The 13,405-nt window shown below is 73.5% G+C and carries 10 protein-coding genes; 7 read left to right on the top strand and 3 right to left on the bottom strand.

Translation table 11 applies throughout. The annotated features are described in order from the left end of the window. Positions 1-48: 48 nt before the first annotated feature. Both QQS41_RS03600 and QQS41_RS03595 read right to left on the bottom strand, forming a co-directional pair. Positions 49-1,335, bottom strand: a complete 1,287-nt coding sequence (locus QQS41_RS03600) for an acetyl-CoA C-acetyltransferase (protein ID WP_448851313.1) — start codon at positions 1,333-1,335, stop codon at positions 49-51. A 127-nt stretch (positions 1,336-1,462) separates the two neighbouring features. Continuing rightward, positions 1,463-2,260 (bottom strand): IclR family transcriptional regulator, encoded by a 798-nt coding sequence (locus QQS41_RS03595; RefSeq protein WP_448851312.1) that lies wholly within the window; start codon positions 2,258-2,260, stop codon positions 1,463-1,465. Positions 2,261-2,307: 47 nt separating this feature from the next. Between QQS41_RS03595 and QQS41_RS03590 the strand changes: the two genes are divergently transcribed. From QQS41_RS03590 to clpX, 3 genes are all read left to right on the top strand, one after another. Beyond that, a complete protein-coding gene (locus QQS41_RS03590; RefSeq protein WP_448851311.1) occupies positions 2,308-3,054 on the top strand; it encodes a CoA transferase subunit A in 747 nt (248 codons plus the stop codon). After that, on the top strand, positions 3,051-3,704 hold the full coding sequence (locus tag QQS41_RS03585) for a 3-oxoacid CoA-transferase subunit B (RefSeq protein WP_448851310.1): 654 nt from the start codon (positions 3,051-3,053) through the stop codon (positions 3,702-3,704). Before QQS41_RS03590 ends, QQS41_RS03585 begins: the two co-directional genes overlap by 4 nt. A 279-nt stretch (positions 3,705-3,983) precedes the next feature. Next, entirely contained in the window at positions 3,984-5,243 is a 1,260-nt protein-coding gene (gene clpX, locus QQS41_RS03580) for an ATP-dependent Clp protease ATP-binding subunit ClpX (protein WP_448851309.1), read from the top strand. Between the two features lie 214 nt (positions 5,244-5,457). Here clpX and QQS41_RS03575 read toward each other — a convergent pair whose 3' ends face one another. After that, positions 5,458-6,273, bottom strand: a complete 816-nt coding sequence (locus QQS41_RS03575) for a TetR/AcrR family transcriptional regulator (RefSeq protein ID WP_448851308.1) — start codon at positions 6,271-6,273, stop codon at positions 5,458-5,460. A gap of 420 nt (positions 6,274-6,693) precedes the next feature. Here QQS41_RS03575 and QQS41_RS03570 point away from each other — a divergent pair, with 420 nt between their 5' ends. From QQS41_RS03570 to QQS41_RS03555, 4 genes are all read left to right on the top strand, one after another. Then, on the top strand, positions 6,694-7,662 hold the full coding sequence (locus QQS41_RS03570; protein ID WP_448851962.1) for a malate dehydrogenase: 969 nt from the start codon (positions 6,694-6,696) through the stop codon (positions 7,660-7,662). A gap of 301 nt (positions 7,663-7,963) precedes the next feature. Further along, positions 7,964-10,735: a valine--tRNA ligase gene (locus QQS41_RS03565; RefSeq protein WP_448851961.1), complete on the top strand. Its 2,772-nt coding sequence runs from the start codon at positions 7,964-7,966 to the stop codon at positions 10,733-10,735. A gap of 375 nt (positions 10,736-11,110) precedes the next feature. After that, entirely contained in the window at positions 11,111-12,667 is a 1,557-nt protein-coding gene (folC, locus tag QQS41_RS03560) for a bifunctional tetrahydrofolate synthase/dihydrofolate synthase (protein WP_448851960.1), read from the top strand. Beyond that, on the top strand, positions 12,664-13,164 hold the full coding sequence (locus QQS41_RS03555; protein WP_448851307.1) for a DUF4233 domain-containing protein: 501 nt from the start codon (positions 12,664-12,666) through the stop codon (positions 13,162-13,164). The genes folC and QQS41_RS03555 overlap by 4 nt, the downstream gene beginning before the upstream one ends. Positions 13,165-13,405: the final 241 nt, after the last annotated feature.

Genomic DNA, 13,405 nt, shown 5'->3' with positions numbered 1-13,405 from the left:
GGTTCCGGCCGGCCGGGGCCCGTCCGGTCGCCCGGGACGGGGCCGGGCCTAGTCGGCGGGCTCGGCCTCGAGGACGGCGGCGAGTCCCTGGCCGCCGCCGATGCACATCGTCGCCAGGCCCCGGCCGCCGCCGAGGCGGCGCAGCTCGTGGGCGAGGGTGACCAGCATGCGGGCGCCGGTCGCGCCGACGGGGTGGCCGAGGGAGATGCCGGAGCCGTGCGGGTTGAGGCGCGGGTCGGCGGCGTCGACGCCCCAGTCGTCGAGGACGGCGAGCGCCTGCGCCGCGAACGCCTCGTTGAGCTCGATGACGTCCATGTCGTCGAGCTTCAGGCCGAGGCGGCCCAGGACCTTCGCGGTGGCGGGGACGGGGCCGATGCCCATCGTCTCCGGGGCAACGCCGGCGACGGCCCAGCCGGCGAGGCGGGCGGCCGGGCGCAGGCCCAGCTCGGCGGCGCGGCGGCGGGTGGTGACGACCATGGCGGCGGCGCCGTCGTTCTGCCCGGAGGCGTTGCCGGCGGTGACGGTGGCGGCGTCGTCGGAGCGGCCCATGACGGGGCGCAGCCCGGAGAGCTTCTCCTCCGTGGTGCCGGGGCGGGGGTGCTCGTCGCGGTCGACGACCGTCGGCTCCTGGCCACGGCGCTTCGCAGGGACGGTGACGGGCACGATCTCCGCGTCGAAGGCGCCGGCCTCCTGGGCGGCGACGGCGCGGCGGTGCGACTCGGCGGCCAGCGCGTCCTGCGCCTCGCGCGTGATGGAGTGCCCGCGCCGCAGGTTCTCGGCGGTCTCGATCATGCCGCCGGGGATCGGGTGGTTCCGTCCGCCGGCGGTGGCGCGGGCCTCGGCGAGGCGGTCGCGGAAGACCATGTCGCCGCCCTTGGCGCCCCAGCGCACGACGGCGTCGACGGTGTACTCGGTGCGGCTCATGGACTCGGCGCCGCCGGCGATGATGAGGTCCGCGGCGCCGCAGGCGACGTGCGCGGCGGCGGTGGCGACGGCCTGCAGCCCGGAGCCGCAGCGGCGGTCGAGCTGCATGCCGGGCACGCCCTCGCCGAGGCCGGCGTCGAGCGCGACGACGCGGCCCAGCGCGGGCGCGGCGCCGTTGGGGGAGGCCTGGCCGAGGATGACGTCGTCGACGTCGGCCGGGTCCAGGCCGGTGTCCTCCATGATGCGCGTGACGACGGCCGCCGCCAGGTCCTGGACCGGCACGTCGACGAAGGCGCCGCCGTAGCGGCCGACGGGGGTGCGCAGCGGCGCGCACAGGACGATGTCGTCGGGCGACGCCGGTCGCGCGGTCGCGCCGGCCTTCGGGGCGTCGGTGGTGTTCTCGGTGGTCATGGGGCTCCTCTCGGGTGGGGCGGGGGAGTCGGGGTCGGGGTGCCGGTTCGCGTCCCGGCGGCCGGGATGCCGGGCCGTGGCCGTTCGCCGCGGCGTCCGGTCGCGTCCCGGCGGGCTGGGAAGCCGCTCAGCCCTGCACCGCGGCGATGTCGGCGGTGATGAGCCGGGCGGCGTCGAGAAGCGGCGGCAGGATGTCGCGGTGCAGGTCGTCGACGTCGTGCGCCGCGGTCTGCGTCGACACGTTCACGGCGGCGACGACGCGGCCGGAGGGGTCGCGCACCGGCGCGGCCATGGACCGCAGGCCGGGTTCGAGCTCCTGGTCGACGAGGCACCAGCCCTGCTCCCGGACGCGGTCGAGCTCGGCGCGGACGGCGGCCTCGTCGACGAGCGTGCGCGGGGTGAGCGCCGGCATGTCGGAGGCGGCGAAGTGGGCGTCGAGCTCCGCGGGCTCCGCGCCTGCCAGCAGGACGCGGCCCATGGAGGTCGCGTGGGCGGGGAAGCGGGTGCCGATGGTGATGGCGACCGTCATGATGCGGCGCACCGGCACGCGGGAGACGTAGACGACGTCGACGCCGTCGAGGACGGACAGGGAGCTCGACTCGCCGACCGTGCGCGACAGCTCCTCCAGGCGGGGCTGCGCGATGGCGGGCAGCTCCAGGCCGGAGAGGTAGCTGTGGCCGAGCTCGAGGATCTGGGGAGTCAGCCAGAACTCGTGGCCGTCGGTGGCGGCGTAGCCCAGGTCGACGAGGGTGTGCAGGAAGCGGCGGGCGGTGGCGCGGGCGAAGCCGGTGGCCTCGGCGACCTGCGCGAGCGTCTGCCGCGGGCGGTTGGCGCCGAAGGTGCGGATGACGGCGAGGCCGCGCGCCAGGGACTGGACGTGGTTGCCGGCGGGCGCGCCGGACGCGGGGGACTCGGATGCGTTCATGATGCGCACGACTGTACACCCCGCGAACGTCGATGTACAGTGTTGGCATGCTCGACAAAACAATCTCCACGGCGGAGGACGCCGTCGCCGACATCGCGGACGGTGCCTCCATCGCCGTCGGCGGCTTCGGCCTCGTCGGCATCCCCGCCGTCCTCATCGCAGCCCTGCGGAAGCTGGGCCCGAACGACCTGACCATCATCAGCAACAACTGCGGCACCGACGGCCACGGCCTCGGCACCCTGCTGGAGGACCGGCGCATCACGCGCACCATCGGCTCCTACATCGGATCGAACAAGGAGTACGCCCGCCAGTACCTGGCCGGGGAGCTGTCGGTGGAGTTCACGCCGCAGGGCACGCTCGCGGAGAGGATGCGCGCCGGCGGCGCCGGCATCCCGGCGTTCTACACGACCGCCGGCGTCGGCACGCAGGTCGCCGAGGGCGGCCTGCCGGTGCGCTACAACGCCGACGGCACCGTCGCCGAGCGCTCGCTGCCGAAGGAGACCCGCGAGTTCGGCGGCCGCCTCTACGTGCTGGAGGAGGCCATCCGCGCCGACTTCGCGCTCGTCCACGCCCACACGGCGGACCGCTACGGCAACCTCGTCTTCCGCGCGACGGCCCGCAACTTCAACCCCGACGCCGCGATGTGCGCCCGCACGACGATCGTCCAGGCGGAGCACCTCGTCGACCGCATCGACCCGGACCAGGTCCACCTGCCGGGCATCCACGTCGACCGGGTCGTGCACGTCGGCCCCCAGGAGGCCGGAATCGAGAACAGGACGGTGCGCGAGTCATGAGCTGGAACCGCGATCAGATGGCCGCCCGCGTCGCCCGCGAGCTGCGCGACGGCCAGTACGTGAACCTCGGCATCGGCATGCCGACCCTCGTGCCGGGCCACCTGCCCGACGGCCTCGAGGTCGTGCTGCACTCGGAGAACGGCGTCCTCGGCGTCGGCCCCTACCCGACGGAGGAGGAGATCGACCCGGAGCTCATCAACGCCGGCAAGGAGCTCATCACCGTCGGCGACGGCGCCTCCTTCTTCTCCTCCTCCGACTCCTTCGCGATGATCCGCTCGCGCTCCGTCGATGTCGCCGTCCTCGGCGCGATGGAGGTCTCCCAGTACGGCGACCTCGCCAACTGGATGGTCCCCGGCAAGCTGGTGCGCGGCATGGGCGGCGCGATGGACCTGGTCCACGGCGCCGACCGCATCATCGTCATGACGGACCACGTCACCCGCTCGGGCTCCCCGAAGATCCTGCCGGAGTGCTCGCTGCCGCTGACGGGCGCGAAGTGCGTCGACCTCATCGTCACCTCGCACGCCGTCTTCTCCGTCGACCCCCACGAGGGCCTGACGTTGCTGGAGTGCGCCGACGGCGTCACCGTCGACGAGCTCCGGGAGATCACCGGCGCGCCGTTCGCGGTCGCCGACGCGGTCGTCGGGGGCTGACGCGCGCATGCGCGTGACGACGGCACCCGCGCAGCGCGGGTCCCGTCGCACGGCACCACCACCGCATGGCCCGGGCCGCGGCGGGCCCGCGACGTCGCCGCGCGGGTCCCGTCGTCAAGCCCCGCACCCGTTTCAATCCACGGGGACCGGCGGCCCGGCGGGTAGGGTGATCGGAGTCCCACGGCCGCACGGCCCGCGCGCGACCCGCGCGGGCCCCGCCCCGGCGCGCCCCGGCGCCCGGGACCGGCCACGTCGAACGGAAGGCAACGGTCAAGCCACATGGCACGCATGCAGGAAAGCTCCGATCTGCTCAAGTGCTCCTTCTGCGGCAAGACCCAGAAGCAGGTCAAGAAGCTCATCGCCGGCCCCGGCGTGTACATCTGCAACGAGTGCATCGAGCTGTGCAACGAGATCCTCGAGGAGGAGCTCGCCGTCGCCCCGGCCGCCGCGCCCGCCGGCGACGCCTTGCCCCGCCCCGCCGAGATCCGCGACTTCCTGGACCAGTACGTCATCGGCCAGGACACCGCGAAGCGGACGCTGGCGGTGGCGGTCTACAACCACTACAAGCGCATCCAGGCGGGCGACGCCGCCGGCGGCGACGTGGAGCTGTCGAAGTCCAACATCCTGCTGCTCGGCCCGACCGGCTGCGGCAAGACGTACCTGGCGCAGACGCTGGCGCGGAAGCTCGACGTGCCGTTCGCCATCGCCGACGCCACCAGCCTCACCGAGGCCGGCTACGTCGGCGAGGACGTGGAGAACATCCTGCTGAAGCTGCTGCAGGCCGCCGACGGCGACGTGCAGAAGGCGCAGCGCGGCATCATCTACGTCGACGAGGTCGACAAGATCTCCCGCCGCTCCGAGAACCGCTCCATCACCCGCGACGTCTCCGGCGAGGGCGTGCAGCAGGCGCTGCTGAAGATCCTCGAGGGCACCGTCGCCTCCGTCCCGCCGCAGGGCGGCCGCAAGCACCCGAACCAGGAGTTCATCCAGTTCGACACCTCCAACGTCCTCTTCATCGTCGCCGGCGCGTTCGCCGGCCTGGAGGACGTCATCCAGGAGCGCGTCGGCCGCAAGGGCCTCGGCTTCGGCGCCCAGGTCCACGGCTCCACCGTGCGCGACGAGGAGGACCCGTTCTCCCGCGTCCTGCCGGAGGACCTCATCAAGTTCGGCATCATCCCCGAGTTCATCGGCCGCCTGCCGGTCCTCGCGTCCGTCACCAACCTCGACGCCGACGCCCTGGTCCGCGTCCTCACCGAGCCGAAGAACTCCCTGGTCCGCCAGTACCAGCGCCTCTTCGAGATGGACGGCGTCGACCTGGAGATCGACGACGACGCGCTGCGCGCCATCGCCGAGAAGGCCATCGACCGCAACACCGGCGCCCGCGGCCTCCGCGGCATCATGGAGGAGATCCTCATGCCGGTGATGTTCGAGGTCCCGGACCGCGACGACGTCGGCCGCGTCCGCGTCCACGCCGCCTGCGTCACCGACGGCGAGGCCCCCGAGCTGCTGCCGAAGGCCCCGCAGGAGAAGTCCGCGTAGGCCGCGCCGCCGCGCCCGGCGGGGTGCGCGCGGTCGCCGTCGTCACGGGTCGTGCGTGACGACGCTCCCCGCCGCGGCTGCCCGGTCGCCGCACGACGAGGGCCCCGTCCCGGGTGGGACGGGGCCCTCGTCGATCGCGGCTCTTCCCCGCGGCCGTATCCCGCGGGCGCCGTCCGCCGCAGAGGAGTACCCGGCCGGCGCGGCCGACTCGCGGCTACTCGTCGTAGACGATGCCGCCGAAGTCGGGGGAGTCGGGGTCCTCGGCGCGGCCGCGCGGGGACTCGTCGACGTCCTCCTCGCCGTACACCTCGTCGACCAGGTTGGCGCCGAGCTCGCCGCGGCGCTCCTCCTCGTTCCGGCCCGTCGTGTACGTGTCGGACGCCAGGTAGCTGCCGCCCTCCTCCCGCGGACCCGCCGCGGAGGTGAGGAAGCCGATGATCGTGTCGCCCATGAGGTTCCGCAGCCGCGGGCGCATCGCCGGGTCGCGGAGGTCGAGCCCGTAGAGGGCGGAGAACGTGCCGTGCGACAGCGTCGGCAGGTTCGACAGCGCCATCGCCAGGAAGTACACGTCCAGCGCGGAGGCGTCCGGGCGGAACGCGCCGAGGTTGCGGCCCATCAGCAGGATGCGGTCGACCTCCAGGATCGCGGGCGCCTGCTCGACGGTCGGCAGCGTGCCCGGCTCCAGCACCGGGTTCGTGTTCTCCATCGTCAGCAGCTGCACCGGCAGGGCGTTGTCGGCGAACATCGCGAAGATGGACTCCAGCACCTGGCGCATCGCCTCGACCGGCACCTCCGACTCCGGCCGCGGCACCGCGGCGGGGGAGTGGATGAGCCCCAGGGCGTGGGCGACGGTCTCGCGGTACAGGTTCCGCTTGTCGCCGTAGTGGTAGGTCAGCTGGCGCTTGGTCACCCCCGCGGCGACGGCGACGTCGTCGAGCCGCGTCTCCGCGAAGCCGCGGCGGGTGAACTGCTCAAGGGCCGCGTCCATGACCCGGGTCGACGGAAGGTCGTCGCCGACGGTGGGCTTCATGCGGATACGCTCCTCATCTCCGTTGTGATGTGCGGACGGTCCCCGGCGCGGCGGAATCCGCGGGGATCCGCCGTGGTGCGGCGGGGAACCGCCGTGGTGCGGCGGGCGTTCCGGGTACGCGCCGGTTGCCGTCCATCGTATAGGTGAATCGATGCCGCACCAGGGGTGCCGCCACCCCCGGCCCCCGCGCCCGGATGCCGCGGAGGCGAGGGAACGGGGCCATCGACCGGGTGTGAACCGGCCGGACGGTGCGTATTCATCCGTATCGATTCCGTCCCACCCGCCCGACCGGGTCTCCCGTGTTGCGGGAAGTTGCCGGTTGAGGCGCCGGATCGCCCGATGCGCCCCGTCGCGGACGCGTCTATGGTGGGGCCGAACGACAAAAACCCCGATGGAAGGAACCACGTGACCGCCACCCCGATGAAGGTCGCCGTCACCGGCGCCGCCGGCCAGATCTCCTACTCCCTGCTGTTCCGCATCGCCGCCGGCGACGTGTTCGGCCCGGACGTCCCGGTCCAGCTGCAGCTGCTGGAGATCCCCGAGGCCGTGAAGAACACCGACGGCGTCGCCATGGAGCTCAACGACTCCGCGTTCCCGCTGCTGGCGGGCATCGAGGTCACCGACGACGCCAACAAGGCGTTCGACGGCGCCAACGCCGCCTTCCTCGTCGGCGCGAAGCCGCGCGGCAAGGGCGAGGAGCGCTCGGCGCTCCTGTCGGCCAACGGCAGGATCTTCGGCCCGCAGGGCAAGGCCATCAACGACCACGCGGCCGACGACGTCCGCGTCCTGGTCGTCGGCAACCCGGCGAACACCAACGCCCTCATCGCCGCGAACTCCGCCCCCGACGTGCCGGCGGACCGCTTCACCGCGATGATGCGCCTCGACCACAACCGCGCCCTGTCCCAGCTGGGCGAGAAGCTGTCCCGCCCGGTCACCGACTTCGACGGCGTCGTCGTGTGGGGCAACCACTCCGCCACCCAGTTCCCGGACGTCACCTACGCCACCGTCGGCGGCGAGAAGGTCACCGACCTGGTGGAGCAGTCCTGGCTGGACGACGAGTTCATCCCGCGCGTCGCCAAGCGCGGCGCCGAGATCATCGAGGTCCGCGGCAAGTCCTCCGCCGCCTCCGCCGCCTCCTCCGCCATCGACCACATGCACGACTGGGTCAACGGCGTCCGCGGCGACGCCTGGACCACCGTCGCCCTCCCGTCCGACGGCTCCTACGGCGTCCCGGAGGGCCTGGTCTTCGGCCTGCCGTGCCGCTCCGTCGACGGCAAGTGGGAGATCGCCCAGGGCCTGGACATCTCCGACTACCAGCGCGCCCGCATCGACGCGAACGTGAAGGAGCTGCAGGCCGAGCGCGACGCCGTCGCCGACCTGCTGAAGTAGCGCATCCCGCGCCCTCCCGGAGCCCCCGCCGCACCCCGCGGCCGGGGGCTCCGCCGTTTCCCCGCGTGACGACGGCGCCCGCCGCCGCGCGCGGATCGCCGCCGCGTGCGGGGCTCCGCGCCCCGCGCGTTCCCCCCTCCGCGTGACGACGCCCGCCGCGCCCGGCCCGGGCGCGGCCGCCGGGGCGGTCGCCGTCGTCACGCACCCACCCCGCGGCACCCGGCGCCGCCCGCACCGCGCGCGCCGACCGCGCGCCGGAGCCCGCCCCCGGGGCGCTAAGGTGTACCGCGTGTCAGAGGAGATGAACGTGGACCGCAACCGAGCCGACAGCCTGCCGAAGGCGTGGAACCCCGCCGACGTCGAGGCCGACCTCTACCAGGGGTGGGTCGACGCCGGGTACTTCGCCGCCGACCCCGGCAGCGACAAGCCGGCGTACTCCGTCGTCCTGCCGCCGCCGAACGTCACCGGCCAGCTGCACATGGGCCACGCCCTCGACCACACGCTCATGGACGCCCTCACCCGCCGCAAGCGGATGCAGGGCTTCGAGGTGCTGTGGCTGCCCGGCATGGACCACGCCGGCATCGCCACCCAGACCAAGGTCGAGGCCAAGCTCAAGGAGACCGAGGGCAAGGACCGCTTCGACTACGGCCGCGAGGAGTTCGTCGACCGCGTCTGGGAGTGGAAGCACGAGTACGGCGGCCACATCGGCGGCCAGATGCGCAAGATCGGCGACGGCCTCGACTGGGACCGCGAGCGCTTCACGCTGGACGACGGCCTGTCGCGCGCCGTCCGGACCATCTTCAAGAACCTCTACGACCGCGGCCTCATCTACCGCGCCAACCGCCTCGTCAACTGGTCGCCCGTGCTGCAGACCGCCATCTCCGACATCGAGGTGAAGTACGAGGACGTCGAGGGCGAGCTCGTCAGCTTCCGCTACGGCTCCATGGACGACGCCGAGCCGCACATCGTCGTCGCCACCACCCGCCTCGAGACGATGCTCGGCGACGTCGCCGTCGCCGTCCACCCGGAGGACGAGCGGTACAAGGATCTCGTCGGCACGCGCCTGCCGCACCCCTTCCGCGACGACCTGACCCTCGAGGTCATCGCCGACGACTACGTCGACCCCGAGTTCGGCACCGGCGCCGTCAAGATCACCCCGGCCCACGACCCCAACGACTTCGCGATGGGGCAGCGCCACGACCTGGACATGCCCACCGTCATCGACGCCACCGGCAACATCGCCGGCACCGGCACCGAGTTCGACGGCATGGACCGCTTCGAGGCGCGCAAGGCGGTGTGCGAGAAGCTGCGCGAGCAGGGGCGCATCGTCAAGGAGATCCGCCCCTACGTCCACTCCGTCGGCCACTCCGAGCGCTCCGGCGAGGCCATCGAGCCGCGCCTGTCCGAGCAGTGGTGGGTTCGCGTCGAGGAGCTGGCGAAGATGTCCGGCGACGCCGTCCGCTCCGGCGACATCCGCATCCACCCGAAGTCCCAGGAGCCGCGCTGGTTCGACTGGGTCGACGACATGCACGACTGGTGCATCTCCCGCCAGCTGTGGTGGGGCCACCGCATCCCGATCTGGTACGGCCCCGACGGCGAGATCGTCTGCGTCGGCCCCGACGAGGAGCCGCCGGCGGGCGAGGGCTGGCACCAGGACCCCGACGTCCTGGACACCTGGTTCTCCTCCGCCCTGTGGCCCTTCTCCACCATGGGCTGGCCGGAGGCCACCGACGAGCTCGCGAAGTTCTACCCGACCTCCGTGCTGGTCACCGGCTACGACATCCTCTTCTTCTGGGTCGCGCGCATGGTCATGTTCTCGACCTTCGCCGCCACCCTGCCCGACTCGCCGCTCGGCGAGGGGAAGGACGGCCGCCCGCAGATCCCGTTCCGCGACGTGTTCCTCCACGGCCTCGTCCGCGACGAGCAGGGCCGCAAGATGTCCAAGTCCCTCGGCAACGGCATCGACCCGCTGGACTGGGTGCGCGACTACGGCGCCGACGCCCTGCGCTTCACCCTCGCCCGCGGCGCCAACCCGGGATCCGACCTGCCGGTCGGCGAGGACTCCGCGCAGAGCTCCCGCAACTTCGCCACCAAGCTGTTCAACGCGACCCGCTTCGCGCTCATGAACGGCGCCCACGTCGGCGAGCTGCCCGCCCGCGAGACGCTGACCGACGCCGACCGCTGGATCCTCGACCGCCTCGAGCAGGTCCGCGGCGAGGTCGACGAGGCCCTCGACCGCTACGAGTTCTCCAAGGCCAACGAGGCGCTGTACCACTTCGCGTGGGACGAGTTCTGCGACTGGTACCTCGAGATGGCCAAGGTCGACTTCCCGCGCCTCGCCGAGGGCGAGGAGCCGACCGCCGAGCAGGTGGCCCGCGCCGCCTCCACCCGCCTGGTGCTCGGCCGCGTCCTCGACGTGCTGCTGCGCCTGCTGCACCCGACCATGCCGTTCGTCACCGAGGTGCTGTGGAAGGCGCTCACCGAGGGCGAGGACGCCGAGCCGTCGCTCGTCGTCGCCGCGTGGCCGGCGCCGGGCGTCAACGGCGCGGGCGCGGGTGCCGCGGGTTCCGATGCCGCGGAGGCCGGGGCCCCCGCGCGCGACGACGTCGCCGCCCGCCGCATGGCCGACCTGCGGAAGCTCGTCACCGAGGTCCGCCGCTTCCGCTCCGACCAGGGCGTCAAGCCGTCCCAGAAGGTCCCGGCGCGCGTCGACTTCGCCGCCGCCGACCTCGCGGACCAGCAGCAGGCCGTCCGCTCGCTCGCCCGCCTGGAGGATCCGGCCGACGGCTTCGGCGCCACCGCGTCCGTCGAGGTGCGCCTGTCCTCCGCCACCGTCGCCGTGGAGCTGGACACCTCCGGCACCGTCGACGTCGCCGCGGAGCGCAAGCGCCTGGAGAAGGACCTCAAGGTCGCGCAGAAGGAGCTCGACGGCACGTCGAAGAAGCTCGGCAACGAGGCGTTCCTGGCGAAGGCCCCCGATCACGTCGTGGAGAAGATCCGCGCCCGCAACGCCGTCGCCAAGGAGGAGATCGAGCGCATCTCCGCCCGCCTCGACGGGCTCCCGGAGGCGTAGGCCGTGGCGCGGGGGAACGACGACGGCGGCCTGAACATCTCCTTCGGCGACGACCCGTTCGCGGATCGCGACGCCGAGGCCTTCGACATGGCCGTGTCCGAGGCCGGCCTCGGCGGCGATCGCGCGGAGTTCCTCGACGACGCCGCCGAGGATGCGCGTGACGACGGGGACCTCCCCGGCGAGGGCGACGGCACCGGCGACGGCCTCGACGGCTCGGCCGCCAGCGGCGCCGGCGGCTCTGCGGACCGCTTCGGCGGCTCCGCGGACGATTCCGCGGACGCCTTCGGCGGCTCCGGGGACGGCTCCGCGGGCGCCTCCGCCGGCGACCTCGGCCTCTCCGACCTCGACAACGCCCTGCTGCTGGAGGCGCGCGGCATGCCCGCCGACGCCGACCTGCGCGGCGGCGCCCCCGAGGCGCCCGGCGACGACGATGACGCCGGCGCCGGCCTGTTCGGCCGCGTCAGCCTCGACGACGCCGGCCTGTCGCTGCCGCTCGGCGACGACGTCGAGGCCCCCGAGCCCCGCACGGTCGACCCGGAGGACCTCGAGGCCCTCGCCGTCGTCGAGGCGGAGCTGGACACCCGCTGGCCGGAGACGAAGATCGACCCGAGCCTGGACCGCATCCGCATGCTCATGGACGTCCTGGGCAACCCGGAGCGCTCCTTCCCGGTCATCCACGTCGCCGGCACCAACGGCAAGACGTCGACCGTGCGGATGATCGAGTCGCTGCTCCGCGCCCTCGGCCGCCGCACCGGCCGCACCACCAGCCCGCACCTGCAGCTGGCGACGGAGCGCATCGCCATTGACGGCGAACCGATCCACCCGCGCGACTACGTCCGCATCTGGCGCGAGATCCAGCCGTACGTCGAGTTCGTCGACGCGAAGTCCGAGGCCGAGGGCGGCCCGCGGATGAGCAAGTTCGAGGTCCTCGTCGGCATGGCCTACGCCGCGTTCGCCGACGCGCCCGTCGAGGTCGCCGTCGTCGAGACCGGCATGGGCGGCACGTGGGACGCGACGAACGTGGCGGAGGCCGACGTCGCCGTCGTTACGCCCGTCGGCCTCGACCACACGGACTACCTCGGCGACACGCTCGCGGAGATCGCGGGGGAGAAGGCCGGCATCATCAAGTCCCGCTGGAACGCCTCCGACCTGCTGACCCCGCCGGACAACGTCGCCATCCTCGGCGAGCAGGAGCCCGAGGCGATGGAGGTGCTGCTGGCCCGCTGCCGCGAGACCGACGCCTCCGTCGCCCGCGCCGGCTCCGAGTTCGGCGTCATCGCCCACTCGCTCGCCGTCGGCGGCCAGAACGTCACCATCAAGGGCCTCGCCGGCGAGTACGACGACATCCACCTGCCGCTCCACGGCCCCCACCAGGCGCGCAACGCCGCCACCGCCCTCGCCGCCGTCGAGGCGTTCTTCGGCGCGGGCCCGGGCCGGCCGCTCGCCATCGACGCGGTGCGCCGCGGCTTCGCGACGGTCACCTCGCCCGGCCGCCTCGAGCGCGTCCGCGCCACCCCGACCGTCTTCGTCGACGCCGCCCACAACCCGCACGGCGCCCGCGCGCTGCGCGACGCCATCGGCGCCGAGTTCGACTTCCGCCGCGTCATCGCCGTCGTCGCGTGCCTCGGCGACAAGGACGCCCTCGGCATCCTGCGGGAGCTGGAGCCGTTCGCCGAGGAGATCGTCGTCACGCAGAACACCTCGCCGCGGGCGCTGCACGTGGACGACCTCCACGAGATGGCGCTCGACGTCTTCGGCGACGAGCGCGTCCACCGCATCGAGACGCTGCCGTCCGCCGTCGAGCTGGCCGTCGCGCTGGCGGAGGAGACCGACTCCGGCGACGGCATCGTCTCCGGTTCCGGCGTCGTGGTCACCGGTTCGGTGGTCACCGCCGGCGAGGCCAGGACCCTGTTCGGAAAGGACCCGCAATGAGCCACCCGCACGACCCGGCCGGCCGGGACGACGCCGCGGCCGCGAACGCCGCCGCGAACGGCGCCAACGGCGCCCGCCGGGCCGCCGGCGAGCCCGAGTACGGCCCCCTCGGCCCCGGGCACGCCCCCGAGAAGGACCCGATGAAGGGCCTGCGCGGCGTCATGGCCGGCACGCTCATCATGCACGCCATCGTCGTGTTCCTCGGCCTGACGGTCCTGGTCAACATCGACGACGGTGCCCACGCCAACGCCATCTCCGTCGGCTACGTCACCGCCCTCGGCCTCGCCATGGTCGTCATGGCGTTCCTCCAGGGCCGCCCCTGGGCGCTGAAGGCGAACATGGTGCTCGTCGCCCTCGGCGTCCTCGCGGTGGTGTTCCACTGGTCGCTCGGCGTCGTCGGCGTGTTCTTCGCCCTCGTGTGGGCGTACATGCTGCACCTGCGGTCGAACCTCATCGCCCGCATGGAGCGCGGCCTCCTGACGACGCAGCACACCTAGCCCCCGCCGCCCGCGCGCCCCGCGCGGACCCGGCCCCCGCCCGCCGCCGCGCGTCACGCGCGGCGGCGGGCGCCGTCGTCACGCACCACCGCGGCGACCGCGGCGACCGGAAGCACACCCGCAACCGCACCCGCCCGCGCACCCGCGGCGACCACCGCGGACGCCCGCCCCGGCGAGCTCGCGGACGCCGCCCCGCGCACCCCCGCGGGCCCCGTCGCGCGGGCGGGCGGCGCACCGGTAC

This window comes from Corynebacterium sp. 335C (assembly GCF_053525695.1).
This window is presented reverse-complemented; position numbering and strand designations above follow the sequence as displayed.

What these genes read in the sequence shown, in the direction of transcription:
- QQS41_RS03600 (WP_448851313.1), bottom strand. Translation starts at nt 1,335, where the DNA reads ATGACCACCGAGAACACCACCGACGCCCCGAAGGCCGGCGCGACCGCG.
- QQS41_RS03595 (WP_448851312.1), bottom strand. Translation starts at nt 2,260, where the DNA reads ATGAACGCATCCGAGTCCCCCGCGTCCGGCGCGCCCGCCGGCAACCAC.
- QQS41_RS03590 (WP_448851311.1), top strand. Translation starts at nt 2,308, where the DNA reads ATGCTCGACAAAACAATCTCCACGGCGGAGGACGCCGTCGCCGACATC.
- QQS41_RS03585 (WP_448851310.1), top strand. Translation starts at nt 3,051, where the DNA reads ATGAGCTGGAACCGCGATCAGATGGCCGCCCGCGTCGCCCGCGAGCTG.
- clpX (WP_448851309.1), top strand. Translation starts at nt 3,984, where the DNA reads ATGGCACGCATGCAGGAAAGCTCCGATCTGCTCAAGTGCTCCTTCTGC.
- QQS41_RS03575 (WP_448851308.1), bottom strand. Translation starts at nt 6,273, where the DNA reads ATGAAGCCCACCGTCGGCGACGACCTTCCGTCGACCCGGGTCATGGAC.
- QQS41_RS03570 (WP_448851962.1), top strand. Translation starts at nt 6,694, where the DNA reads ATGAAGGTCGCCGTCACCGGCGCCGCCGGCCAGATCTCCTACTCCCTG.
- QQS41_RS03565 (WP_448851961.1), top strand. Translation starts at nt 7,964, where the DNA reads ATGAACGTGGACCGCAACCGAGCCGACAGCCTGCCGAAGGCGTGGAAC.
- folC (WP_448851960.1), top strand. Translation starts at nt 11,111, where the DNA reads ATGCCCGCCGACGCCGACCTGCGCGGCGGCGCCCCCGAGGCGCCCGGC.
- QQS41_RS03555 (WP_448851307.1), top strand. Translation starts at nt 12,664, where the DNA reads ATGAGCCACCCGCACGACCCGGCCGGCCGGGACGACGCCGCGGCCGCG.